23 protein-coding genes, 1 tRNA gene and 2 pseudogenes are annotated in these 21,991 nt (G+C 68.8%); 20 read left to right on the top strand and 6 right to left on the bottom strand.

The window, feature by feature from the left end; genetic code table 11:
• The first annotated feature begins 55 nt into the window (after positions 1–55).
• The 5 genes from QMK30_RS30255 (at position 56) to QMK30_RS30275 (ending at position 4,112) form a co-directional block, all read left to right on the top strand.
• Positions 56–2,092, top strand: coding sequence for a sensor histidine kinase (locus QMK30_RS30255; protein ID WP_283521513.1), 2,037 nt, complete (start codon positions 56–58; stop codon positions 2,090–2,092).
• 71 nt (positions 2,093–2,163) lie between these two features.
• Positions 2,164–2,598 carry a roadblock/LC7 domain-containing protein gene (locus QMK30_RS30260; protein ID WP_283521514.1) on the top strand — a complete coding sequence of 145 codons (435 nt, stop codon included), beginning with the start codon at positions 2,164–2,166 and terminating at the stop codon, positions 2,596–2,598.
• A 2-nt stretch (positions 2,599–2,600) separates the two neighbouring features.
• A complete protein-coding gene (locus tag QMK30_RS30265) occupies positions 2,601–2,972 on the top strand; it encodes a DUF742 domain-containing protein (protein ID WP_283521515.1) in 372 nt (123 codons plus the stop codon).
• The gene (locus QMK30_RS30270; protein WP_283521516.1) at positions 2,950–3,546 is read left to right on the top strand and encodes a GTP-binding protein; all 597 of its coding nucleotides are present in this window, start codon (positions 2,950–2,952) and stop codon (positions 3,544–3,546) included. Before QMK30_RS30265 ends, QMK30_RS30270 begins: the two co-directional genes overlap by 23 nt.
• Positions 3,543–4,112 (top strand): GAF domain-containing protein, encoded by a 570-nt coding sequence (locus QMK30_RS30275; protein ID WP_283521517.1) that lies wholly within the window; start codon positions 3,543–3,545, stop codon positions 4,110–4,112. The genes QMK30_RS30270 and QMK30_RS30275 overlap by 4 nt, the downstream gene beginning before the upstream one ends.
• 35 nt (positions 4,113–4,147) lie before the next feature.
• Here QMK30_RS30275 and QMK30_RS30280 read toward each other — a convergent pair whose 3' ends face one another.
• From QMK30_RS30280 to QMK30_RS30290, 3 genes and pseudogenes are all read right to left on the bottom strand, one after another.
• Positions 4,148–4,480 carry an enolase C-terminal domain-like protein gene (locus tag QMK30_RS30280; RefSeq protein ID WP_283521537.1) on the bottom strand — a complete coding sequence of 111 codons (333 nt, stop codon included), beginning with the start codon at positions 4,478–4,480 and terminating at the stop codon, positions 4,148–4,150.
• Between the two features lie 88 nt (positions 4,481–4,568).
• Positions 4,569–4,652 (bottom strand): annotated as a pseudogene (locus QMK30_RS30285) (hypothetical protein); the annotation flags it as partial.
• Positions 4,653–4,705: 53 nt separating this feature from the next.
• Positions 4,706–4,861 (bottom strand): annotated as a pseudogene (locus QMK30_RS30290) (transketolase); the annotation flags it as partial.
• Between the two features lie 199 nt (positions 4,862–5,060).
• Here QMK30_RS30290 and QMK30_RS30295 point away from each other — a divergent pair.
• Positions 5,061–5,134: transfer RNA gene (locus QMK30_RS30295), tRNA-Pro, on the top strand.
• 97 nt (positions 5,135–5,231) lie between these two features.
• On the opposite strand, the gene QMK30_RS30300 is transcribed toward QMK30_RS30295, so the two are convergent.
• Positions 5,232–5,423 carry a hypothetical protein gene (locus QMK30_RS30300; protein WP_283521518.1) on the bottom strand — a complete coding sequence of 64 codons (192 nt, stop codon included), beginning with the start codon at positions 5,421–5,423 and terminating at the stop codon, positions 5,232–5,234.
• Between the two features lie 824 nt (positions 5,424–6,247).
• Between QMK30_RS30300 and QMK30_RS30305 the strand changes: the two genes are divergently transcribed.
• From QMK30_RS30305 to QMK30_RS30320, 4 genes are read left to right on the top strand one after another with little or no spacing between them, the layout of a single operon-like run.
• The gene (locus QMK30_RS30305; protein WP_283521519.1) at positions 6,248–8,467 is read left to right on the top strand and encodes a sensor histidine kinase; all 2,220 of its coding nucleotides are present in this window, start codon (positions 6,248–6,250) and stop codon (positions 8,465–8,467) included.
• Positions 8,464–8,865 (top strand): roadblock/LC7 domain-containing protein, encoded by a 402-nt coding sequence (locus QMK30_RS30310; protein ID WP_030826382.1) that lies wholly within the window; start codon positions 8,464–8,466, stop codon positions 8,863–8,865. Before QMK30_RS30305 ends, QMK30_RS30310 begins: the two co-directional genes overlap by 4 nt.
• Complete coding sequence (locus tag QMK30_RS30315) at positions 8,865–9,236, top strand: DUF742 domain-containing protein (RefSeq protein ID WP_283521520.1); 372 nt, start codon at positions 8,865–8,867, stop codon at positions 9,234–9,236. Before QMK30_RS30310 ends, QMK30_RS30315 begins: the two co-directional genes overlap by 1 nt.
• Positions 9,223–9,813, top strand: a complete 591-nt coding sequence (locus QMK30_RS30320; RefSeq protein ID WP_283521521.1) for a GTP-binding protein — start codon at positions 9,223–9,225, stop codon at positions 9,811–9,813. Before QMK30_RS30315 ends, QMK30_RS30320 begins: the two co-directional genes overlap by 14 nt.
• A 505-nt stretch (positions 9,814–10,318) precedes the next feature.
• On the opposite strand, the gene QMK30_RS30325 is transcribed toward QMK30_RS30320, so the two are convergent.
• Entirely contained in the window at positions 10,319–11,329 is a 1,011-nt protein-coding gene (locus QMK30_RS30325) for a hydroxyacid dehydrogenase (protein ID WP_283521522.1), read from the bottom strand.
• Positions 11,330–11,551: 222 nt separating this feature from the next.
• On the opposite strand from QMK30_RS30325, the gene QMK30_RS30330 reads away from it, so the two are divergent.
• The 5 genes from QMK30_RS30330 to QMK30_RS30350 all read left to right on the top strand — a co-directional run bounded on the left by QMK30_RS30330 (position 11,552) and on the right by QMK30_RS30350 (position 17,648).
• Positions 11,552–12,880 (top strand): ABC transporter substrate-binding protein, encoded by a 1,329-nt coding sequence (locus QMK30_RS30330; RefSeq protein ID WP_283521523.1) that lies wholly within the window; start codon positions 11,552–11,554, stop codon positions 12,878–12,880.
• On the top strand, positions 12,877–13,881 hold the full coding sequence (locus QMK30_RS30335) for a carbohydrate ABC transporter permease (protein ID WP_283521524.1): 1,005 nt from the start codon (positions 12,877–12,879) through the stop codon (positions 13,879–13,881). Before QMK30_RS30330 ends, QMK30_RS30335 begins: the two co-directional genes overlap by 4 nt.
• Positions 13,878–14,744, top strand: coding sequence for a carbohydrate ABC transporter permease (locus QMK30_RS30340; RefSeq protein WP_283521525.1), 867 nt, complete (start codon positions 13,878–13,880; stop codon positions 14,742–14,744). The genes QMK30_RS30335 and QMK30_RS30340 overlap by 4 nt, the downstream gene beginning before the upstream one ends.
• Before the next feature lie 38 nt (positions 14,745–14,782).
• The gene (locus QMK30_RS30345) at positions 14,783–16,123 is read left to right on the top strand and encodes an alpha-L-fucosidase (RefSeq protein WP_502963255.1); all 1,341 of its coding nucleotides are present in this window, start codon (positions 14,783–14,785) and stop codon (positions 16,121–16,123) included.
• Between the two features lie 88 nt (positions 16,124–16,211).
• Entirely contained in the window at positions 16,212–17,648 is a 1,437-nt protein-coding gene (locus QMK30_RS30350) for a polysaccharide lyase 6 family protein (protein WP_283521527.1), read from the top strand.
• An 84-nt stretch (positions 17,649–17,732) separates the two neighbouring features.
• Here QMK30_RS30350 and QMK30_RS30355 read toward each other — a convergent pair whose 3' ends face one another.
• Positions 17,733–18,755 (bottom strand): acetylxylan esterase, encoded by a 1,023-nt coding sequence (locus tag QMK30_RS30355; RefSeq protein WP_283521528.1) that lies wholly within the window; start codon positions 18,753–18,755, stop codon positions 17,733–17,735.
• Positions 18,756–18,905: 150 nt separating this feature from the next.
• Here QMK30_RS30355 and QMK30_RS30360 point away from each other — a divergent pair, with 150 nt between their 5' ends.
• The 5 genes from QMK30_RS30360 to QMK30_RS30380 are packed head-to-tail and all read left to right on the top strand — an operon-like array spanning position 18,906 to position 21,605.
• Positions 18,906–19,421: a winged helix-turn-helix transcriptional regulator gene (locus QMK30_RS30360; RefSeq protein ID WP_283521529.1), complete on the top strand. Its 516-nt coding sequence runs from the start codon at positions 18,906–18,908 to the stop codon at positions 19,419–19,421.
• Between the two features lie 25 nt (positions 19,422–19,446).
• On the top strand, positions 19,447–20,028 hold the full coding sequence (locus QMK30_RS30365) for an SRPBCC family protein (RefSeq protein ID WP_283521530.1): 582 nt from the start codon (positions 19,447–19,449) through the stop codon (positions 20,026–20,028).
• Complete coding sequence (locus tag QMK30_RS38935; protein ID WP_283521538.1) at positions 20,028–20,261, top strand: LLM class flavin-dependent oxidoreductase; 234 nt, start codon at positions 20,028–20,030, stop codon at positions 20,259–20,261. Before QMK30_RS30365 ends, QMK30_RS38935 begins: the two co-directional genes overlap by 1 nt.
• Complete coding sequence (locus QMK30_RS30375) at positions 20,186–20,800, top strand: LLM class flavin-dependent oxidoreductase (RefSeq protein ID WP_283521531.1); 615 nt, start codon at positions 20,186–20,188, stop codon at positions 20,798–20,800. Before QMK30_RS38935 ends, QMK30_RS30375 begins: the two co-directional genes overlap by 76 nt.
• Complete coding sequence (locus QMK30_RS30380) at positions 20,793–21,605, top strand: crotonase/enoyl-CoA hydratase family protein (protein ID WP_283521532.1); 813 nt, start codon at positions 20,793–20,795, stop codon at positions 21,603–21,605. The genes QMK30_RS30375 and QMK30_RS30380 overlap by 8 nt, the downstream gene beginning before the upstream one ends.
• Positions 21,606–21,991: the final 386 nt, after the last annotated feature.

Below are 21,991 nucleotides of genomic sequence, written 5' to 3' on the forward strand. Positions count from 1 at the left end.
GTCTCGAACGGACGCAGCACGCCGATGCCTGGGGCCCCACGTACCAAGGACGCTGATGTCTCAACTTCGAGCACCCGCAGCGCGCGCAGACCGCCGCGAAGGCGGGCGGCACGGACGGCCGGGCTCCCGACCCAACCCCGCGCAGTCGACGCCCGAAGTCCATATACGCCCCCAGCTCCTGCGGGCTGCGGTGCTGCCCGCCATCGTCGTCGCGCTGAGCGGCGCCGCGGCAGTGGTCTTCACCCTGCGCTCCACCGCCACCGAGCCGACGCGGAACTTAGGGGTGGCGCTCGCCGCCGCCGCCGCACTGGCCGTCGTCTCGCTGGCGGCGGCCGTCGTGGGCGCCGACCGCGCCGCCAAGTCCGTGCTCGACCGCTGCAACGCCCTGCGCGGAGCCAGTGCGCGCGGCCAGGCCGACCTGCGCGCCGTGGTGGAGCAACTGCGCAGGGGCGAGGGCCCGCCGGCCCGCCGCAAGCCGCCGACCGGCAGCCAGGGCGGTGACGAGTTCGATCTGCTCGCCCTGGAGCTGGGGCGGGCCCACGAGTCCGCCGTGGGCGCCGTCGTGCAGGCGGCGCAGCTGTCCAGCAGTGCGGGCACCGACCAGAAGGTCGAAGTCTTCGTCAATCTCGCCCGGCGCCTCCAGTCGCTCGTACACCGCGAGATTCAGCTGCTCGACGAGCTGGAGAACGAGGTCGAGGACCCCGAGCTGCTCAAGGGCCTCTTCCACGTCGACCACCTGGCCACCCGCATCCGCAGGCACGCCGAGAACCTGGCCGTACTCGGCGGTGCGATCTCCCGGCGCCAGTGGAGCAACCCCGTCACCATGACGGAAGTGCTGCGCTCCTCGATCGCCGAGGTCGAGCAGTACTCGCGCGTCAAGCTGGTGCCGCCGGTCGACGGCACCCTGCGCGGCCACGCGGTCGCCGACGTCATCCACCTCCTCGCGGAGCTCGTCGAGAACGCCACGGTGTTCTCCGCCCCGCACACCACGGTGCTGCTGCGCGCCCAGCGCGTCACCTCGGGTCTTGCCATCGAAGTGGAGGACCGTGGGCTCGGCATGTCCCTCACCGAGCAGAACAAGATGAACGCCCTGCTCTGCGACCCGGACCAGGTCAACGTCGGCCATCTTCTGCAGGACGGGCGCATCGGACTCTTCGTGGTCTCCGCGCTGGCCCGCAGACACGGCATCAACGTCCGGCTCCAGGCCAACATCTACGGTGGTGTGCAGGCCGTACTCGTGCTGCCGCAGGCGCTGCTCGGCACCGGCGACGAGGGCAGTCTGGGCAAGCCGGAGACAGCCGCGCACCGGCAGCCCCTGCCTGCTCCCGCTGCCGCCCCCACGCCCGCTCCCACGCCTCCTGTTCCGACCCCGGCCACCGGCAGCGCCCCGCCGCTGCCGGTGCGCGGCGCGCAGGGGGACCGGTCCACCCCGGCCGCCGCCCGTCCTGGCACCGGCCCGAGCAGCCAGAACGGCCAGAACGGTCGGCACGCGCACACCGGCCAGGCCGTCCAGAACGGCTTCACCGGTCAGGACGGCTTCACCGATCAGAACGGCGTCGGCCTCACCGGCGACCGGAACGGCTATACGGACGGCCTCGGCCCCACCGACCGGAACGGTTACACGGACGGGAACGGTCACGCCGACCTGGACGGTTACACCGGCCGGAACAACAGCCATCCGGACATGGCAGACCTCGATGCCCGGTCCGACCCGCCCGCCGAGCCCCCCGCGCACTCCCTCACGCAGCCGCGCGCGAACGGATATGTGCGCGGCAGCACGAGCCGCCCCCTCCTGCCCAGGCGCCGCAGTCAGGAACATCTGGCGCCGCAGCTCAGGGAGGCCCCCGCCGTGCGGGAGGACGAGGAACACCCCGCCATCCACGATCCCGGTCTGATGGCGGCCTTCCAGCGGGGCATCGGTCTGGCGGAGGCCCAGCCGGACCCGTACCTGGAGGCACCGGACCCGTACCTGGAGGCACCGGCGCCGCCCCAGGCACCGGGGGCGTCCCAGCTGCTCCCGCCCTTCGAGCCATTTCCCCAGCGGTTCCCGAGCACACCCACGCCCTCGCGGCAGGAGGGCGACGCAGGCTGACGCATGCCTGCCGCCCTGCTCCGCGCCCGCCCCGCCCCTGTCCCGCAGTACCTCCAAGGAGTAGATGCACCATGGCGAGCGATGCGCCGACCGGCCAAGTATCTGATCTCGACTGGCTGCTGAGCGGCTTGGTCCAGCGTGTTCCCTTCACACGCCACGCGGTCCTGCTCTCCGCCGACGGCCTGGTGAAGTCCGTACACGGCCTCGACACCGACAGCGCCGACCACATGGCCGCCCTGGCCTCCGGCCTGTATTCACTCGGCCGCAGCGCCGGCGCCCGCTTCGGCGACGGCGGCGAGGTGCGCCAGGTGGTGGTGGAGCTCGACTCCACCCTCCTCTTCGTCTCCACCGCGGGCTCCGGCACCTGTCTGGCCGTGCTCGCGGGCCGTGAGGCGGACGCGGCGGTGCTGGGCTACGAGATGGCGATGCTGGTCAAGAGCGTCCGGCCGTACCTGATGACACCGGCGAGGCAGCGGGCAGGCGCACCTGGCGCCTCGGGGCGCTGAGCGTGCCGACCCCGCAGGACGGGCCATGGCTCGACGACGCGGCGGGCCGGCTGATCCGCCCGTACACGGTGATCGACGGCCGCACCCGCCCCACGGCCACCCTCGACCTGCTGTCCATGGTGCTGGCGACGGGTACGACCGCCCAGCCGCACCTCGGTCCAGAGCACCTGCAGGCGCTGGACCTGTGCGAAAGACCTACCTCGGTGGCGGAGGTCGCGGCGTACCTGAAGCTCCCCGCCGTCGTCACCAAGGTGCTCCTGTCCGACCTGCTGGACTGCGGGGCGATCACCACCCACGCGCCCCGCTTCGACGACCAACCCACCGACCTCTCCCTGCTGGAGGCAGTCCTCGATGGCCTACGACGACGGCTCTGATCCCTTTCCCACCGCTCTCAAGATCCTTGTGGCCGGTGGGTTCGGGGTCGGAAAGACGACCTTCGTGGGGGCGGTCAGCGAGATCGCACCGCTGAGTACCGAAGAACTGCTCACCCAGGTGAGCGTGGGTACCGACAGTCTGGAGGGCATCGAGGACAAGACCAGCACGACCGTCGCCATGGACTTCGGCCGGATGACCCTCGACGAACACCATGTGCTCTATCTCTTCGGCACACCCGGCCAGGAACGCTTCTGGTTCATGTGGGACGAGCTCTCCGAGGGGGCGCTCGGCGCCGTAGTGCTCACCGACACCCGCCGCCTCCAGGACTGCTTCTCCGCCCTGGACTTCTTCGAGCGGCGCGGCATCGAATTCGTCGTCGCCGTCAATGAGTTCGACGGCGCCCACCGCTACGAACCGGACGAGGTACGGGCCGCGCTGGACCTCAGGCAGGAGACCCCTGTCGTGCTCTGCGACGCCCGAATCGCCAGCTCCGGGATCCGGACGCTGGTCACTCTGGTCCGGCACCTGCTCACCCTCACCCCGGCCTCGCCGAGCTACGGAGCGTCCACATGACGTACGACAGGATCGGTCATCTGCTGCTCACTCCCGTCGACAGTGAGGCGCCCGCCCGCGTGCGGCGGCTCCTCCAACTGGGCATCGGAGACCGGGCCGTACCGGCCTTCGACACCTTCGCCGACCGGCTCGCGGAGATGACCGGAGCTCCGTACTCGATGGTCAACTTCATCGACGAGAACCGGCAGTTCTTCGCCGGTCTGCACACTCCGACCGGTACGCACACCGGCACGGACCTGGGGGCGGTCGCCGCGGCGGGCAGGATCGGCCGGTTCCTCGCCCGCGACCACGGCTACTGCCCGTATGTCGTGGCCCGGCGCAAGGCGCTCGTCCTGGAGGACGTCTGCGACTATCCGCGGTTCGCGGGCAACCCGGTGGTTGATGAAATCGGCATCCGCTCGTACATGGGAGCACCGCTCATCGACCGGACCGGCCTGGTGCTCGGCACGATCTGTGTCGTAGACACCGAGCCCCGGCGGTGGGGGCGGGCCGGTCTGGAGACGATCAAAGCGATGGCCGCCGAGCTGGTCGAACAGATCCACCGCGGCGAGGGCGCCCCCTTTTGAGCTGCTGATCGGCTGTTTCGCGCGGCCGGCTCAGCTCAGCCCCGCCGCTCCAACACGTCGACCGCCAGCTGCCGTACGACCGACTCGTCGACCTCCACGCCGAGCCCGGGGGACTCGGGCACCCGCGCCGTCCCCTTCTCCACGACGACCGTCCGTGCCGCGTACGGCGAGCCGATGAACTGACGGTCGTTGAGGTCCACGGGGGAGTCGATCCCGTACGCGGCGAACAGGTGCAGCGAGGCGGCGAGGCCCAGGTCGGAGTCGGTGAGCCCCGACCCCATCAGCTCGACCCCGCGGTCCTCGGCCAGCGCGCACAACCGCCGGGACAGGGTGAGCCCACCGTTGCGCTGAATCTTGGCGATGGCCACGTCCACCGCTTCCAGGCGTACGAGTCGCGAGGTCGGTGGGGTGGCGCGGGCTCTCGTCGAGCGCGACCGGCACTGGTGACGACTCGCGCAGCCGCCGCAGGCCCGCGATGTCATTGGCGGGCAGCGGCTGCTCGAAGGCGGTGACGCCGAGCTCGTGCAGGCGCCGGGCCATGCGCAGGGCTGCGGGGAGTGATCACCCGGTCCGGGTGCTTGCGCTGGGCCTGCTGGAAACCGTCCCTGCTGATCTCGGAAGCGGTCCCGCTCCGGCAGGTCCGCCGTCTCGGGCGATACCCGCAGCACCCGGTCGTAGAGGACCCAGAGGCTGTCCAGCGTGGAGGTCGCGGCAGGGCCGTGCTTCTCGTCGCCCGTCATCAGGTCCATGAGCCGGTTCTAGCCGGTTCAGGTCCCGGTGGCCGTGGACCGTCGGGGAGGCTGTATTTGTCATGCGACTCACCGTGTGACCTCAAGCGCACTTGAGGTCAAGCACGGAAATGCGGAAAGGGGTTCGTTACCACCGGCCGAAGTGCGGTATCGTTCTCAAGCGCGTTCAGCCGGGGGAAACCCCAGGCCAGGCGGGCATCGGGACGTGGCGCAGCTTGGTAGCGCACTTGACTGGGGGTCAAGGGGTCGCAGGTTCAAATCCTGTCGTCCCGACTCAAGAGAGTCGAGGTCAGGGCCGGTTTCGGAGCAATCCGAAACCGGCCCTTGATCGTTTTTGGGGACCAGTTGGGGACCAGAACCCTTAGCCGTGTCAGCGGGCGACCACGATCGGGCTCGGCAGGGAGCGCGGGGCGCGCAGCGCGCTGACGTGTGCCGAGAGAGTGGCGCCGGCGGCGGTGATCTTGTGCACGTCGGGGTGCAGATACTTCTGGGTGGTGGTCAGCGAGCCGTGCCCGGCGATCTTGCGCAGGACGTGGACCTGGACCCCGCATCGGCGAACCACGTGAGTCCATGGCGGCGCAGGTGCTCGTACCCAAGCTTGGTGACGACGTTGTCCCAGTGGGTGGGGTCACGCAGGACCGCGGTGGAGACACGGCTGCCCCGAGGCCTGGTGAACATGCGGGCATCCGGATCGGGGCCGACGGCCGGAACGTGCTGGGCGACGAGCGGGCGGATCTCCGGACAGTCCAGATCCAGTTCGTGGTGTCGCGATGACCGCCAGTTGCCGTCCGATCTCCCAGCCGCAGGCCCGGAGCACCAAGGTGAGCAGCACGCCGTACAGGAGCAGAGGTGGTAGCGGGCCACCGGCAGTTGGGACATGAGGCCGGACAGGGCGACCGCCCGCAAGGATGGCGGCCGCGAGGGCGCAGGCGCGGATCTGCAGGCCCGTGAAGAGCCACAGCTGACGGACGGCCGTGAGCACCGACGTCATGCCGGCTAAGACGTGCGACCGGGGGAGCGGGTCGCCCTGCCTGCACGAACACGCCTGTGCCCAGGCGTCAGGTGAACGCCAACGTCCGGTGTGCAACGTCTCCGTCGCCTTTACCACATGTGGCCAACGGAAGTCATCCCTCCGTTTCTTCGGTGCGGCCGGTTATGATCGGTACCCCACATCGCGTCAAAGCCGAACCGGACTTCCCCCAGTCCTGACCCCAGGACTGCGTCTGGTCTCGGCTGTTGGGCCGTCCCCACTGTTTCCCCGCTCTCCGAGGACTGATGTCTCCTATAGAACCCGAAGGCACACGAGGGCAGTTGTCGACTCGTCGGCGGCGTACTCTGCGCCTGCGTACGCTGCTCATTTGGCTGGCAATCGTCCCTATTCTGGCGATGAGTGCCCAAGTGGTCAAGACCGTACAGCCCCTGATGCACCAGTCGGAGCAACTGCGCGCTGATGTGGCAGTTGGTGAGCGGATCGACGTACCCCTGACCAGACTGATGGTCAAAATCCAGGATGAGCGGACGATGACCGCCACATGGTGGGCGGGCGGCTCCGTGTCCGAAAAACAACTGCGCGAGCGGCGCGCGGCCACGGACCGGTCCGCGGACGAGTTCCGCCGGGCAGCGGACGGAGCTCTGGCGGCGACCGGGCGCGAGGACGGACATTACGTCGCGGAGCTGAAGCACGGCCTCGCGGACCTGGCCGCGTTCCGCGAGCGCGCGGACGCCCGCAGCGGGGACGCGGATCGGACGATCGGCTACTACTCCGACCTCGTCGACCGCATCATCCGGGTCTACCAGAACGAGTTCAGCCATGCGGAAGACGCCGAGCTCATCCAGGAGAGCGGCGTGGTCGTCACGGTGTTCACGGTGTCCGAGATGGTGGCACGCGAGACCACCCTTCTCGCCTCGGCCGGGCCGTCCAGGCGTCTGAGCCCCTCCGGGTTCGCCGAATTCGTCAACTCCGTCGGATCCCAGCGGTACCAGTACGACGAGTGGGTCGCGCCGTATCTGACGGCCGAGGACAAAGCGGCCTACGACCAGGTCTTCGCCTCGCACGGCTGGAAGACGAAGGTCCGCATCGAGGACGCGGTCATCTCCGACCACCAGAACACCGCGTCCGGCATCACGCTGCCCAAGGAGGCCGACGCCTGGCGGACCGCGTATGACAAGTTCGCGGCGCGCCTTGCCGCGCTCGACGCGGAACAGGGGCGAGCACTACTCGTGCGCGCCGACGCCAAGGCCACGCAGCTGGAGAACGAGGTCATCTGGCTGATCGTCGGAAACGGCGCAGCCGTCCTTGCCGTCGCGGCCGTCATCGTGCTCACCACGCGCTCCGTGCTCCGCCGCCTGCGCGGTCTGCACCGACGTACCGTGGCCATGGCTGAGGAGACGCTGCCGGATGTCGTGGCCCGGCTTCAGCGCGGGCAGCCCGTCGACGACGATGCGCTGCCCGCGGTGAGCGGAGACCAGGACGAGGTCGGACGTATCAGCGACGCGTTCGCCCAGGTCGTCTCCGTATCCGTTGACGGGCATGCGCGGCTCGCGGCCGAGCGTCAGGGCTTCGGTATGTTCGCCGCGGGCATCGCCTCGCGCACCGGAAACCTGGTCAGCCGCCAGTTGGCCCTCACCGACGAACTACAGGACGCCTTCGGTCACGACGAGGAGCTTCTCGCCCGGCTGATGCGATCCGACCAGTTGACGGTGGGTATGCGGCGGCAGATCGAGAACCTGCTCATCCTGGCAGGTGGGGAGATCCCCGATCCGCACACCGAGCCCATGCGCGTTGCCGACCTGCTGCGCGAAGCCGCCGCGGAAGTCGAGGACTTCCGGCGGATCGAGCGCCAGGCCCTGGACGAGATCAGCGTGGTACCGAGGGTGATCAGCGAGATCAGCCACCTCCTGGCAGAACTCCTCGACAACGCCACCCGGTTCTCCCCGCCGCAGTCGAAGGTGGTCGTCCGTGCCGAACTGGTGACAGACGGGCTCTTGGTCGACATCGAGGACCGCGGGCCTCGGGTGACCGCCGCAACCTACGAGGAGATGAACGGGCGTCTGCAGTCGGCCCCGCCGTATTCCGTCCTGGCACAGAACGCGCACCGGCTCGGACTCTTCGTGGTCGGCCACATCGCCGAACAGCTCGGGGCCACAGTGACGCTGCGCCGCTCGGTGTACGGGGGGACGTCGGCCGTGGTGATCCTTCCCGGGGAACTCCTTGTGCCGACCGAACCGGTCCGGGCAGGAGAGGAAGCGCCGCGTGCGGTGGCGACGCCCGCCCTGGCACCGGGCCCGCTCGACGAACGCGAGCCCGAGCTGGTCCTGCACGCGAAGACCGGGTCGGCCCACCGTAGGACGCCGGAGCGTCTGCCCGAGCGACCGGTGGAGAGTAAGCCGTCGGTCTCTTCCGTGACACGGAACGGGGACGCGAAGCCGACCCTCCCCGAGCGGGTCCCGCAGGCTCACATCACCGAGCAGCTCCGCGCGCCACAGGCACCGAAGACTGCCGTCCATCAGGATGCGGCGACACCCGAAGAAGTGGCCGACGCCTGGGCGGACTACGAACACGGGACTCAGGCAGTGGAAGAAGAACTCCGACGGGATCAGCCATGACGACAACGAACGACATGATCTACAGCGTCCTGGACAACAATCTGAGCAGGATCGCCGGCATCCAGGGAGCCGTACTCCTGTCCAACGACGGGATCAAGCTCAGCTCGTACGAGCTGGAACGGGATCAGGCGGAGCGCATAGCCGCCGCTTCCTCCGGCATCGCTTCCACGATGAAGGCGATATCCAGGGAGGTCGACGGCGGCCGGGTGATCCGCCAGCTGGTCGAGATGGACGACTGCTATCTCTGCATCGTCGGGTGCGGGGAGGGCAGCACGCTCATCGTCGTGACCTCCCGCAAGGCGCGGCTGGGGGAGCTGGGCGGTGAAGCCGTGCGCACCGCCCAGGCGCTCGGTGAGTGGCTGAGCACGCCTGATCGCGGCCAGGCGCAGCCGTCGTAATGGCGGACGAGCCCGAGCCGCGAGAGGGAGGCCACCGCCGGACGCGGCTGTACGCGCTGACCGATGGACGTACGGCGGCCGCACACACCGCCCTCACCATGGACACCACGATCACGGCTGTGGCCGTCGCGGACGGCCACAGCGGTCTGCCCAGCGAGTGGCAGGCCATCCTTGCGATGTGTTCGCCTCCGGCCGGCCGGGCGGTCGCCGAGATCGCGGCGCGCATGCGCATCCGCCTCACTCCGATGACGCTGCTTCTCGGCGAACTCGCGGATCGAGGGCTGATCGAGCACCGGCCGCCCCTGGAAGAGACCGAGACCACCAATGTCCACCTGCTCATGAGAATCAGGGACAACCTTGCCCGGATATGACACCCCTGCCCAGGAAGCAGCCCCCGTCAAGATCCTCATCGCTGGGGGATTCGGCGTCGGCAAGACGACCCTGGTCGAGACGGTCTCCGAGATCGAGCCGTTGCGCACCGAGGAGCGGTTGACGAGCGCGGGCGTCGGCGTCGATGACCTCGAGGGCATCGAGTCCAAGGCGGTTACCACCGTCGCGATGGACTTCGGCCGCATCACCCTCACCGACGCACGGGTCGTGCTCTACCTGTTCGGCACACCTGGCCAGGAGCGCTTCTGGTTCATGTGGGACGACCTGCTGAACGGGGCACTCGGGGCGATCGTCCTTGTCGACACACGACGCCTCGACCGCAGTTTCCCGGCCGTCGACTTCTTCGAGAACCGAGGGCTTCCGTTCGTGGTCGCCGCGAACTGCTTCCACGGCGAACAGCCCTACACCGCCGAGGAGATCAGGGGGGCGCTGCATCTGCGTGACCCGAACACACCCATCCACTTGCTCGATGCCCGCTCCCGTGACGACGCGCGCGGTGCGCTGCTCTCGCTTCTGGACATGCTCATCACCAAAGCCGGGGTCGCGGCGACCGGCTGACTGCGGCCTGCCACGTGGTGGCGTGGAGGCGCACGACCGCGGCCAGGGAATGGCGACCGAGCTGAGTGAGGGGCGCAGGACGTCACTGGCCTGGCCTGTCCAGCAGAGGCGGAAGTCGCGGTGCCGCCACGGGCTCGCGTCCACGGAGGTCATGTGCTGCCGTCCACCGGGGCCGCCGCCGCCCGTGTGCTGTACGCGTAGGGAGTGAAATGCGCGGAAGCGTGATCGATGGGAAGGTCGCCATGGGGGACCAGTTGGGGACCAGACGGTGTCCGCGCACCTGAACGGCACGCATGGCACCGCACGCTGGACACCCTGATTTCTCGCTGTATGTGCAGACAAAAGGGATTATCTCTGCTCCTGGGGGTCAAGGGGTCGCAGGTTCAAATCCTGTCGTCCCGACAGCAACGTCGGAAATCTCCGCAGCTCAGGGGCCATCTTCGGGTGGCCCCTGAGGCGTTTCCGGGAACATCGCAGCGTGCCTGATGGCCCGTATCCCCGATTCCTACGCGCGGGTCCCGGCACGGGCGGGGTCGACGGCGTGCCGCAGGGGCTCGTGCCGGACCAGGCGGCGGAGCTCGTCGCGGACCAGCTCGCCCAGGCGCGCCCGTTCGGACCCCATGGCGCCGGCCAGGTGCGGGGTGAGGGCGACATTGGGCAGCGTGAACAGGGGCGAATCGGGCCCCGGTGGCTCGGGCCAGGTCACGTCGAGGACAGCGGTGAGATCGGGCCTGCGGCGCAGGACGCCGATGGCTGCGGGTTCGTCCAGCAGCGCCCCGCGGGCCGTATTGATCACCGTTGCTCCCTGCTTGAGCAGGGAAAGCAGCCGGTCGCCGACCAGGGCCTCGGTCTCCGGCAGCAGGGGCGCGTGCAGGCTGACGACCTCACAGGTCGCGAAGAGCTCGCCCGTATCGACGAGTCGTACGCCCAACTCGTTTGCGCCCGCGGCGTCGAGCGTCGGGTCGGTGGCCAGCACCTCGATGCCGAACTGCCGCAGGTGGGCCGCGACGAGGCGGCCGATCTGGCCCAGGCCCAGCAGACCGACCCGGGAGCCGTACGCGCCGGGGACGGGCGGATCCTGCGGAAAGCCGCGGCTGTCCCTGACCTCCCGGGAGATGCGGTGCACCTGCTTCAGCCCCAGCAGGATCTGGGCCAGGGTGAATTGCGCGACCGGTAGGGCGTTGGCGGCTGCCGCGGAGACGATGGGGATCCGCCGGGCCCAGAACTCCGGTGTCGTCAGGTGCCGCACCGAGCCGCCCGCCACGAGTACCGCTCGCAGCCGTGGGGCGTGGCTGAGCAGTTCGGCATCGAGGACCGGCGCGCCCCATCCGGAGATCAGGACGTCCACCTCGCTCAACACCTCAAGGTTGCAGGCGAGTTGGGCGCGAGTGAGCGGCGGGCCCTGCCACCGGGCGAGGCGGCCGATCTCCTCCAGGACCGCTGCCGGGTAGACATCGGCCCTGCGCTCCTCCTCCATCACGAGCAGTGCGGTCGGAGCCTGTGCTGCTTCAGCCATCTTTTCCGGTCCCTTGCGTGCTTGTGTCGACTTGCTGCCGTGCGCCGCGACCGCACAATACGTCGGATGTGTTCAGCTGTCGGACGCGCCTCGACCCACCTTGACGCCGAAGATTTACACAGTCATCCGACTATTGACCCCTGTCCAACCGAGACGTTAGCGTCCCCGGCAAGCGCTTTCTAGATCTGTGAACGCTGTTCATACAGGCGACCGGGAGAAGCCATGCGGAAATCAAAGTTGATCGGTGCGGGGCTCCTCGTGTCCTCGTTGGTCCTGACGGGCTGCTCGTCAGGACCCGTCGGGTCGAACGCCAAGCAGGACCCGGACGCCACCCTCGAACTGTGGACCAGAACCACGCCGGGCGGGCCCGGCGAGAAGGGCACGCTCCAGCTCGTGGCCGGTTTCGAGAATGCCACCGGCAAGAAGGTCAAGGTCACCGCGATCTTCGACGACTTCGAGACCAAGCTCCAGCAGCGCGCCGCCCAGAAGAACCTCCCCGACATCGTCCTGAACGACGTCACGCAGCTGGGCGCGATGCACAGCCAGGGCCTGGTCAGGGAGATCGACCTGAAGAAGATCAAGAGCAGCGGGGACATAGCCGCGCAGGGCCTCGCGTCCGGCAAGGCAGCCGACGGCAAGCAGTACGGCATCCCCTACTCGGCCCAGGCCAGCGCCCTGCTCATCCGCAAGGACTGGCGCGAGAAGCTCGGCCTGAAGGCCCCGAGCAGCTGGGACGAATTCGCCGCGATGGCCAGGAAGTTCACCACCGGGGACCCCGACGGCAACGGCAAGAGTGACACCCACGGGCTCGCCGCGCCGCTGTCCACCAAGCGCGGCTATGCCTCCTGGTACTTCTCCAACTTCCTCTGGGCGGCAGGCGGCGACTTCATCACCGAGGCGGGCAAGGGCACGTACAAGCCCTCGATGACGTCACCGCGGTCCGTCGAGGCCGTCCAGTGGTTCCGTGACCTCGGGTGCAAGGACAAGACCATCCAGCCCGGCGCCGTCACCATGGACTCCCCGCCCACCAACGAGACGTTCGAGGCCGGAAAGACCGGCATGTTCGTCGTCGGCCCCTACCTCCTGCCCCGCTTCGACGAGACCCTCGGCAAGGACAAGTACGAGGTCGTCCCCATGCCCAAGGGCCCCATGGACGCCACCGTGCTCGCCGAGGGCGGAACCGTCTATCTGATGGCCGGCTCCGAGAACCAGGCGGGCCAGGACGCCTTCGCCGACTTCGCGGTCTCCGTCGAGGGCCAGAAGATCGGCATGAAGGGCGAGACGGGGTACACCGTCCAGCTCCCGGTCAACACGACGGTCGACATCTCCGAAGTGCGCCCGGACCCCCGCTGGAAGACGTACGCGGACATTTACCGGTCCTCCGGCCGCTACGCGCCGTCCATCCCGAACTGGACCCCCGTGCGGCAGACCACCGCCGAGACCATCAACGCCCTGGTGGCCGACTGCGGCCTCGACACCAAGGCGGAACTGAAGGAACTGGACAGCAAGCTCCAGGGCATCCTCAACGAGCAGGGGATCGCCGCGTCATGAGCGTCCACCAGGTGAAGCCGCCCGAGACCGGCACGGTCGACGCGGTGGGTGCCGCCGGTACGGAGAGCTCCACCGCCCGGACCGCGCCCCGGGCCGACGCCCTCTCGGCCAGGAGCGGCCGGCGGCACCGCAGCCGCAGAGGGGGCCGATGGTGGACGCCCTGGCTGTTCCTGGCCCCGGCGCTGATCCTCTTCCTCTACTTCAAGTTCATCCCCATGGGCAACGCGGTCCTCATGTCCTTCCAGGACGTGCAGCCCTACCTCGGCAACCAATGGGTCGGCGGCAGCAACTACGCGACGATCCTTGCCTCGGACGGCTTCCGCGAGGCCGCCTGGCACACCGTGGTCCTCGCCGTCGGGCAGACCGCGGGCTGCATCCTCCTCGGGCTCGCCCTCGCCCTGCTCATGGAGGGGCAGAGCCGTCGGGTCAGCTTCATCCGCTCCGCCGCCTTCCTGCCGGTCGTGGTGCCGATCGCGGTGGTCGCCGAACTCTGGCGGATCATGTACCACCCCACCGGCGACGGCATGATGAACTCCCTCATCGGCCTGCTGGGATTCGGCCCCTCGGGATTCATCAACGACCCGGACGCATCATTGGCCTCGATCATGCTCACCGGCATCTGGCGGGGCGCCCCCTACGACATGATGATCTTCCTCGCGGGTCTTTCGAGCGTCGACCGCGGCCTGTACGAGGCCGCGAAGGTGGACGGCGCCTCCAGATTCCGGCGGGTACGCCACGTCACCGTGCCGGGACTGCGGTCGGTCTTCTCCATCCTGTTCGTCCTCGCGGCCATCCGCGGCCTGCGGGTCTTCACCGAGGTCTTCCTGCTCACCAACGGCGGCCCCGACGGCTCCACCGAAGTCGTCATGACGCTCATCTACAAGCTGGGCCTCGAACAGAACCGGCTGGGAGTCGGCGCGGCCGGCGCGGTCCTGCTGTTCTCCGTGACGTTCGTACTGACCGTCTGCGTCCACCTGTTCCGACGGAGGGGAAACGAATGAGCGCGCCGACCGAGACCGCGCTGGGGCTGACCGAGAGCAGGAGCACGGGCAGCCGCGTACTCAAGGCGCTCACCTACGCCCTTGTCCTGCTGCTCTTCGCCGGGCCGCTGCTGGCCCTGCTCGTCGGAGCGTTCAACCACGTCAAGGACCCGACGCAGCTGAGCGTCATCCCCTCCGGCGCAACCCTGGACAACTTCCGGGTGGCGTTCGACGAGGGCGTACTGAAGTACCTGCTGAACTCGTTCTTCGTGGTCGGCTTCGGGCTGCTGCTCCAGGTCGCGGTGTCCGTCCTGGCGGGCTACGCGCTGGCCAGGAAAGTCTTTCCCGGTATGACCGTGGTGTTCGTGGCCATCCTCGCGACACTCATGCTGCCGGAGGAGATCCTGGCCATCCCGCTGTCGCTGATCCTCGCCGACCTTCCCGTGGTGCACTTCAACCTCATCGGCACCCTCGCCGGGATGATCGTGCCGCTCGGCGCCTGGGCCTTCTCCATCCTGGTCATGACGGAGTTCATGAAGGACGTGCCCCGCGAGCTGGAGGAGGCCGCCCGCATCGACGGCGCGGGCGACCTGCGCATCTTCGCCCAGATCATCCTGCCGATGTGCAAGCCCGCCCTTGGCGTGATCGGCGTCTTCGGCTTCACCATGATCTGGGACCAGTACCTGCTGCCCCTGCTCGTTGCGACGAACTCCTCCTCGTACACCCTCCCGCTGGCCCTGCGCACCCTGCGCATCGACCCCGCCGTCACACCAGGCGTGGTGATGGCCGCGTCACTGCTGGCGCTGCTGCCGTCGGTGGTCGTCTTCCTCTTCTTCCAGCGCTCCTTCGTGCACGGCCTGACCTCCGGAGCACTCAAGGGCTGACGCCACCGGCGACCCGCCGCATCACGACGAGATGACGGATGACGAGACAACGACATGACGACAAAGGAACGACGCCTGTGAGCGCGAGCACCGACACCACCTGGTTCACCACCGACCGGCTCGGCATGTTCATCCACTGGGGGCTGTACGCACTCCCCGCACGGCACGATTGGGTCAAGAACCGGGAGCGGCTGACCGACGAGCAGTACCAGGTCTACTTCGACCAATTCGACCCCGACCGCTACGACCCGGCCGCGTGGGCCCGTACGGCAAAAGCGGCCGGCATGCGCTACGTCGTCCTTACCACCAAGCACCACGACGGCTTCTGCCTCTGGGACAGCGCGCTCACCGACTACAAGGTCACCAAGACCCCGCACGGCCGCGACCTGGTCGGGCCCTTCGTCGACGCCTGCCGGGCCGAGGGCCTCAAGGTCGGCTTCTACTACTCGCTGATCGACTGGCACCACCCCGCTTTCCCCGTCGACGGCACCCACCCGCGACGCGACGACGCCGCGTACATCGAGGCCGCCGCCGACCGCGACATCCGCGACTACCAGGAGTATCTCCACGGCCAGGTGCGGGAGTTGCTCACCTCCTACGGGACGATCGACTACCTCTTCTTCGACTTCTCCTACGCGGGCCGCGACGAGTGGTGGGGCGGCAAGGGACCCGACGACTGGGACTCGCACCGGCTGCTCGACCTCGTACGCGAACTCCAGCCCGGCATCCTGGTCAATGACCGGACCGGCATCCCCGGGGACTTCATCACCCCCGAGCAGTACCAGCCGTCGGGCCCGATGACCGACGGCGGCCGCCCGGTGCGGTGGGAGGCCTGCCAGACCCTGAACGGCAGTTGGGGGTACGACCGCGACAACCTCGACCACAAGAGCGCCGAACTGCTCGTACGCATGCTCGTCGACGGCGTGTCCAAGGACGGCAACCTGCTCCTGAACGTCGGCCCGACCGGCCGCGGCGACATCGACCCCCACGCCACCGCCGTACTCGCGGACCTCGGCCGGTGGATGGACCTGCACGAACGGTCGGTACGCGGCTGCGGCCCCGCCAACTGGACCGCGCCGCCCGACTGCCGCTACACACAGCGTGGCGACCGGCTCTACCTGCACCTCTTCGCCTGGCCGCTGCGCCACATCCATCTGCCCGGACTCGCCGGACGGGTCCGGTACGCGCAGCTGCTGAACGACGCGTCGGAGATCGTCCGGGTCGAGGTGGCCCCCGACCTGCCGGCCCAGAACACCCGCATGGGCGGACAGGCTCCCGGCACCCTGACCCTCCAGCTCCCGGTCCAGCGCCCCGATACCCCCGTCCCCGTCATCGAGCTGTTCCTCGTACCCCAGTCCGACGAGGCGCTCCGCGCCTGACTGCCCCGTACGACGTCCGTCCTCTCCGTCCTTTCCGTACGACACCCGCCCGACCGATCCAGCACCGATCCAGCACTGTGGAGGCACCATGCAACGCCGCACGTTCCTCACCGGCACCGCTCTGGGAACCGCTCTGATGGCCCTGCCCGCGGTCGCACAGGCCATGGGCACGGCCCCGGCGGGACGGCCCGCGATATCCGTCGACTCGCTGGCCGCCCTGCAGAGCGCGATCAACAGTGCGGCTCCCGGCGCCGTGATCACCCTCGCCAACGGCACCTACACGGTGCCCAACGACGAGCCGATCAACGTCAAGGGCAAGCACGGTACGCACACGCAGCCCATCACCGTCATCGCCCAGTCCCGAGGCGGTGTCATCCTGCGCGGCCAGCGCAGCTTCGTCTTCGCCGACTCCGACAACGTCACCATCAGCGGCTTCTCGTTCCGGCAGAGCACCACACTGGAAATCCCGGCGAACTGCGCGAAGATCCGGCTCACCCGCAACGATTTCCAACTGGCCGACGTGGAGGGGCTGCACTGGGTCATGGTCCGGGCCGACCACAGCAAGGTCGACCGCAACCACTTCCACGGCAAGTCCACGCTGGGCATCTTCCTCGGCATCGAGGGGTCCGGCTCCGAGGGCATGGCCCAGCAGGTCCAGGTGTTCAAGAACTACTTCTCCGACCACACCTTCGCCGGGGCCAACGGCGGCGAACCGATCCGGCTGGGGGTCAGCGGGCGCGCGCTCACCAGCGCTCGCGCAGTCGTCGAACTCAACCTGTTCGAGCGGGCCAACGGCGACCCGGAGGCCATCTCGGTCAAGTCCTCGGCCAACACCATCCGCTACAACACCATCCGCGACAGCCTCGGCGGTATCGTCCTGCGGCACGGCAACGGCTCCACCGTCGACAGTAACTGGATCGTCAACGGCCAGGAAGGCGTGCGGATCTACGGCAACGACCACAAGGTGGTCAACAACTACATGGCCGGGCTGTCGGGACGGGCCCTCGTGGTCGGCAGTGGTTCGGCCCGCGACCATGTCCCCGGTGAGTCCGTCGAGGCCCGGCGCGGCAACGACGCGGCCGACCGCGTGGTCATCGCGCACAACACGCTCCTGAACAACGCGAGCGGTCTCTCGGGCGAGACGCGTGCGCACGAGCCCCGTGACGTCGTCATCGCGGACAACCTGTTGGTCGGCCGCTCGGGCGACCTGGTGGCGATGGGGGCCACGGTCCGCTTCACCTGGCAGAGCAACATCCTGTTCGGCGCCGCCGCCAACGGCAACATCCCGGCCGGGACCTTCACCCGCACCGACCCGAAGCTGGTGACCGGCTCCGACGGTATGGCCAGGCTGTCGGCGAGCAGCCCCGCGATCGGCGCCGCCACCCTGAAGCAGCCGGCCGTTCCTCTCGACATAGAGGGCAACGCGCGCGGTACGAGCCGCGACATCGGCTGCGACGAGTACGCGACCGCGGCACCCGTGTACCGGCCCCTGACGCCGGCCGACGTAGGCCCGAACGCCCCGTAATCTCCGGCCCATGAACGGCAGGGACGCCCCGTCCAGCGCCCCCGCAGGCGCTGGACGGGTAGGGCGTACCGCAGTGGGAAGCCCTCAGCGGGCGCTCAGCGAATGGGCGCGCGACCCATTCAGCGAACGCGCCGCCCCCAGACCTCGCTCACCCAGCCACCGGAGCTGCTCCTGGGCCTGAGAGCCTCGGCCACCCGCGTGGTCGCCGAACTCCCAGACCCGGATGTCCTTGTCGTCGTACGCGTACGCGTTGAACGCGGCGAACACGGTGGACGGCGGACAGATGGGGTCCATCAGACCGACGCTGAACAGCGCGGGCGCCGTGGCGCGAGCGGCGAAGTGGACACCGTCGAAGTACGCCAGCGTACGGAAGGCCGCCTCGGGGTCGGCCCGCTTGTGGACACCCAGGTAGTGGGCTATTTCCGGATACGGCCCCTCCGTCGCGGTCTGCGCCCCGCGCCGGAAGTGGCACAGGAACGGCACGTCGACGAGCGCGGCGGCGACCCCGTCACCCAGGAGTCCGGCGGTGGACAGGGCCAGCCCGCCGCCCTGACTCCCGCCGTAGACGACGACGCGCTCCGGATCGACGGCCGGGTGCTCCTTCAAAGCGTCGACGGCACGCGCACAGTCGGTCATCAGCCGCCGGTAGTAGTGCGCCCGTTGGTCGTCTATGCCCCGGGTCATGAAGCCGCGCACGTATTGGGTGCCGACGGCCGGATCGGGGTCGGGGGTGTCGTGCCCCTGACCGCGGCTGTCGACGATCAGGTGGGCGTAACCGGCGGCGCTGAACAGCAGCCCCTCGGTGTACAGGCCGCGCCCGCCGCCGTATCCGAGGTAGTTCACCACGGCGGGCAGCGGCCCTTCGGCGCCGCGCGGCAGCAGGAGCCAGGCTGCGACGGGCTGGCCGCCCCAGCCGGGGAAGCGCACGTCGTAGACATCGACGGTGCTCAGCAGGGACGACTGCACCGGCTCGTACCGCGCGGGTCCGTCCGACGCGGCGCGTGCGGTGGACAGGGTGCTGGTCCAGAAGGCATCAAAGTCCTCCGGCTCGGTCAACTCGGGCCGGTAGTCACGGAGTTGATTGAGCGGCATGTCGGTCAGGGGCATGGCGTGGTGCTCTCCCTAAGTGCGGATCGAGGGACTGGAATTCCGGCGACGACGAAGATCGTCGCTACGGAAGTCGATTCGCTCCGCGGGGCGGTTGTCAAGGGATCTGGCTGCAGAGTCTCATTGCGAGACCCACCTATGCTGGTCCGTATGAGGCGGACTTCCTTTGCGAACTGGCCCTGCTCGATCGCCCGCACGATGGACCTGCTCGGCGACTGGTGGACGCCGATGGTCCTGCGTGAGGCGTTTTACGGCATCAAGAGGTTCGACGCGTTCCAGCAAGAACTCGGGATCGCCCGGAACACCCTGACCGACCGGTTGCGGCGGCTCGTGGACGAAGGGCTGCTGGAGAAGCGGCCGTACCAGCGGCAGCCGGTGCGTTACGACTACGTGCTCACCGAAAAGGGCCGCGACTTCTTCGGCGTACTCGCCGCGATGAACCAATGGGGCGACCGCTGGCTGTCCGGCGAGGCGGGCCCGCCGATCGTCTTCCATCACGGGACGTGCGGCCACGACAGCCACGCCGAGGTGGTCTGCGCCGCCTGCAGGGAACCCATGACGTCCGGGGACACCCGCCCGCGCCTGGGACCCGGATACCCGCCCCGCCTGGCCGAACTCCCCGACGTGCAGCGGCGGTTCAATCGCCCCGACTCTCTTGACGAGTGAGTCCATCCAAGCAACCCTCATGGTCGTGGAGTGGACGGGTGCGCGATATGCGGACAAACCAACAGTCGAGTCGCGGGCCTGGATCGACGCCTCGCCGGAGCGGGTGTGGGAGCTGGTCTCCGACATCGGGCTCATGCCGGAGCTGAGCACCGAACTGCAGTCGGTGCGGTGGCTGGACGGTGTGACGGGCCCGTCCCTCGACGCCCGCTTCGCCGGGCACAACAAACATGAGTCGCTGGGGGAGTGGACGACCACGTCCCACCTCGTGGAGTACGAGCCGCGGCGACTGCTCGCCTGGGCGGTCGAGGATCCCGAACACCCCACAGCCACCTGGCGGTTCAGCCTCGAATCGCACGAGGGTGGCACGGAGCTCCGCCAGTGGATGCGAATGGGACCGGCGCGCTCCGGTATCTCCTTCGCCATCGACCGCATGCCCGACAAGGAACAGAAGATCGTCTTCGTGCGGCTGCGGGAGATCGAGCACAGCATCACCGCCACCCTCGACGCGATCAAGAAGCTGGCAGAGACAGATCTGGCAGAGCCAGATACAGAGCCAGACAACGGTACTGAGACAGAGACCGAGAACACGGAAGGGGCGGAGGGATGATGCGTACGTCGACGACGGTCGAGGCATCGTCGGGCAACTGGCGCGAGACGGTCGACTTCGTCACCGAGGCCGAGAAGCTCGGACTGGACATCTGCTGGGTGGCGGAGGCCTGGGGCTCGGAGGCCCCGTCCCGCTGCCCGGCGGGGACGCGAAGCCCATGCGCCTGTCGATGCGCGCCGAGTACGACCTCCCCATCTACCTGGCCACGCTCTCGCCCAAGATGCTGCGGCTGACCGGCGAGATCGCCGACGGCTGGCTGGGCACCAGCTTTGTCCCCGAGGGGTCGAAGGCGGCGTACTTCGACCCCTCGACGCGGGCCCGACCGCGTCCGGCCGCACCCGCGCGGACACTGGACGTCTGTCAGGGCGCGGAGGTCGCCTTCGCGGACGACGAGGACGCGCTGCGGGTGATGCTGGCCGGGCGGAAGAAGGAGCTCGCGTTCAGCCTGGGCGGCATGGGCTCCGCCACGACGAACTACTACAACAGTGCCTACAGCCGACAGGGCTGGGCCGAGACCGCCGCCGAGGTCTACGAACGCTGGCAGGCCGGCGACCGGGACGGCGCTGCGGGGCTTGTCACCGACGAGATGGTGCTGGCCACCACCCTCATCGGCACGGAGGACATGGTGCGCGGGCGGCTGCGGGTCTGGCACGCCGCTGGGGTGGACACGGTCCGCCTCTACCCGGCAGGTGACACCCTCGACGCTCGCCTCACCACACTCGGCAGGGCGCTCGACCTGGTCCGCGAGATCGACGGGGGAACCCATGGCTGACGAGCCTGCTGTTTCCGTACGATCCGGAAACCCCGGCAATCCCGTACGCGTGGAGCGACGGGGCCCCGTCTATACGGTGATCCTCTCCCGGCCCGAGGTGCGAGGAGCGGTGGACGGCCCGACCGGGGAAGCCCTGTGCCGGGCCTTCGAGGAATTCGAGGCCGACGACTCGGCTGCCGTGGCCGTCCTGTGGGGCGAGGGCGGCACGTTCTGCGCGGGCGCCGACCTCAAGACGGTCGGCACCGAGCAGGGGAACCGGGTCGATGCCGATGGCCGCGGCCCGATGGGCCCCACCCGGCTGCGGCTGAGCAAGCCCGTGATCGCCGCCATCTCTGGGCACGCGGTCGCCGGCGGCCTGGAACTGGCGCTCTGGTGCGACCTGCGGGTCGCCGCGCAGGACGCGGTCTTCGGAGTTTTCTGCAGAAGGTGGGGCGTGCCGCTGATCGACGGCGGTACGTTCCGGCTGCCCCGGCTCATCGGCACGAGCCGGGCCATGGACCTGATCCTCACCGGCCGCCCGGTACCGGCTGACGAGGCGCTGCAGATGGGCCTGGCCAACCGGGTGGTCCCGGTCGGACAGGAACGCACGGCCGCCGAGGAGCTCGCCGCCGAACTCGCGCGCTTCCCGCAGACCTGCATGCGCCAGGACCGGTTGGCACTCCTGGAACAGCAGGGACTGACGGAGGAGGAGGCACTGGCCAACGAGTGGCGACACGGCATGGTCTCGCTCGCTGCCGACACCCGCGAGGGCGCGGCCCGGTTTGTGGCGGGCGCCGGGCGGGGTGGCTCGTTCAGGTTTGACTGACCGGGGGGCTGATCCGTAGTGTTCTCCGAGCTGCCACGGAGCCGTAACGGTTCCGCAGCAGCCAGTCACGCCGCGAATGCGGCAACCCAAACGCAGAACGATCTCCCACTCGGGATGATTTCTGTATGCCGGAATTCATTCCACAGGCTCGATTGTGAGCCGTCCGGGAAATCCGCTAGAGTTCGGGACGTCGGAACGGCCAAACAGCCGGAAAGACAAAGCCCGCTGGCTGGGAATCAGGCCCGAAAGGATCTGATAGAGTCGGAATCGCCGGAAAGGGAAACGCGAAAGCGGGAACCTGGAACGCACCCCGCCGACGGGGAATCGGACACGAAAGCGTCTGGTAGAGTCGGAAACACGAAATACCGAAGGGAAGCGCCCGGAGG

Origin of the sequence: Streptomyces sp. H27-C3 (assembly GCF_030063415.1) — a bacterium.
Taxonomy (GTDB): domain Bacteria; phylum Actinomycetota; class Actinomycetes; order Streptomycetales; family Streptomycetaceae; genus Streptomyces.